Source organism: Collinsella sp. LCP19S3_B11, from assembly GCF_052121915.1.
GTDB lineage: Bacteria > Actinomycetota > Coriobacteriia > Coriobacteriales > Coriobacteriaceae > Collinsella.
Map to the genome: position 1 here is coordinate 1 of NZ_JBQKDI010000037.1, position 2,440 is coordinate 2,440.

At 62.7% G+C, this 2,440-nt stretch carries 2 rRNA genes; both read left to right on the forward strand.

What is annotated here, in order from left to right:
* Positions 1 to 90: ribosomal RNA gene (locus ACTQV4_RS10185) — 16S ribosomal RNA — on the forward strand; the annotation flags it as partial.
* Positions 91 to 487: 397 nt separating this feature from the next.
* A 23S ribosomal RNA gene (locus ACTQV4_RS10190) occupies positions 488 to 2,440 on the forward strand; the annotation flags it as partial.

The following is a 2,440-nucleotide window of genomic DNA, read 5'->3' on the forward strand; positions in this document are numbered from 1 at the left end:
AGGGGGGAGGCGCCGAAGGTGTGGAGGGTGAGGGGGGTGAAGTCGTAACAAGGTAGCCGTACCGGAAGGTGCGGCTGGATCACCTCCTTTCTAGGGAGATAGATTCTTAGAGAGATCAACTTAACTCGAATGGAGGGCAGGAGCCCGTCCGGTGGATGTCTGGCCAGGATACGTCCCCGCAGCACCCGGTCCCCGGGGTCGCACCCGCGTACCTTGAGAGCCGCATAGCGATAGGAGAGAGATGGAAGAGTATCCTCTTCCAGACTCGATTCTTTTCTGCGATCTAAACAGAGAATGATAGCAATCATTCATCCGATCCAAACAAGTGAATTCACTCATTGATGAGTGAGGAGCATCTGATCGCGAGCACAGTGGAACACGCTGTGCCGCGGTATGAGATACCCGAATTGCGACATGAGAGCGCTATTCATGATATCGATTAATTCAATTTAGCGACACGTGGATATCCCGCGGGCCCGGAGCGGTCCCGCAAGATACCACGGGCGCACGGCGGATGCCTTGGCACAGGGAGCCGATGAAGGACGCGGCAAGCTGCGATAATCCCCGGCGAGGAGCACACATCCTTCGACCCGGGGGTCTCCGAATGGGCGAACCCATCCGTAGAGGTACGGATATCCCCGGCCTGAACGCATAGGGCCGGGGAGGACAACCCGGGGAACTGAAACATCTAAGTACCCGGAGGAGAGGAAATCAATCTCGAGACTCCCCGAGTAGCGGCGAGCGAAAGGGGACCGATGGCCAAACCGTCGAGCGGGCGTACCCGGCAGGGGTTCCGCCGGCGGGGTTGCAGGGCCGCGCATCCGGGGGCTGCCGCCCCCGGGCGCAGGTCCGGCTGGGGAGCGGAACGGCATGGGAGGGCCGGCCGCAGCGGGTGACAGCCCCGTACGCGAACCCAGACCGGACGGCGCGACGCGGTCCCTGAGTAGGGCCGGGCACGTGAAACCCGGTCCGAACCTGGGTGGACCACCATCCAAGCCTGAGTACTACCCTGTGACCGATAGCGCACCAGTACCGTGAGGGAAAGGTGAAAAGCACCCCGGGAGGGGAGTGAAACAGTACCTGAAACCGTGCGCCCACGAGCAGTCGGAGCACCTATTAGGTGTGACGGCGTGCCTTTTGTAGAATGAGCCAGCGAGTCGCTGGCGCGGGGCGAGGTTAACCGAAAGGGAGCCGGAGCGAAAGCGAGCCTTAACAGGGCGACTTGAGTCCCGCGCCGCGGACGCGAAGCCGGGTGAGCTATCCGTGGGCAGGCTGAAGCGGGGGTAAGACCCCGTGGAGGGCCGAACGCACGTCGGTTGAAAACGGCGGCGATGACCTGCGGATAGGGGTGAAAGGCCAATCAAACCCGGAGATATCTCGTTCTCCCCGAAATAGCTTTAGGGCTAGCGTCGCGCGTTCACCGCCGGAGGTAGAGCACCGGATGGACGAGGGGGCTTCGCCGCCTACCGAATCCAACCGAACTCCGAATGCCGGCGGCCCAGAGCGCGGCAGTCAGAGCATGTGGGCTAAGCTGTGTGCTCGAGAGGGAAACAGCCCGGACCGCCCGCTAAGGTCCCCAAGTTCCAGCCGAGTGGCAAAGGATGTGCGTCCGCCCAGACAACCAGGATGTTGGCTTAGAAGCAGCCATGCATTCAAAGAGTGCGTAACAGCTCACTGGTCGAGTGGACATGCGCCGACAATACACGGGGCTAAGCTGGACACCGAAGCGGCGGGATTTTGATTTACAGAATCGGTAGGGGAGCTTCCCATGGGCGGAGAAGCCGGAGGGCGACCGACGGTGGAGCGCATGGGAGTGAGAATGCTGGCATGAGTAGCGAGAGACGAGAGAGTAACTCGTCCGCCGTGAACCCGAGGTTTCCTGGGCAAGGCTAATCCTCCCAGGGTCAGTCGGGGGCTAAGGCGAGGCCGGGAGGCGTAGCCGACGCGCAGCAGGCAGACATTCCTGCACCGCGCACGCGGCGCTACGACCGACGGGGCGACGGATGGGGGTGGCTCGGCGGGGTTCTGGACGTCCCCGTGATGGAGCGCGGCCCGCGGACCAGGGAAATCCGGTCCGCATCGAGGGCGAGGCTCCGGACGAAGCGATTGAGCGAAGCGAGTGAGCCCGAGGTCCCTAGAAAAACCCCTAGGCAGGCGCGTGCGCGCCCGTACCGCAAACCGACACAGGTGGGTGGGTAGAACATACCGAGGCGATCGGGTCAACCATGGTCAAGGAACTCGGCACAATGGCCCCGTAACTTCGGGAGAAGGGGTGCCCGCGCGTACGTGAACGGACTTGCTCCGGGAGCGGAGGCGGGCCGCAGTGGAGAGGCCCAAGCGACTGTTTACCAAAAACACAGGACTCTGCAGAAGCCGCAAGGCGACGTATAGGGTCTGACGCCTGCCCGGTGCCGGAAGGTCACGCGGAGGAGTTAGCGCA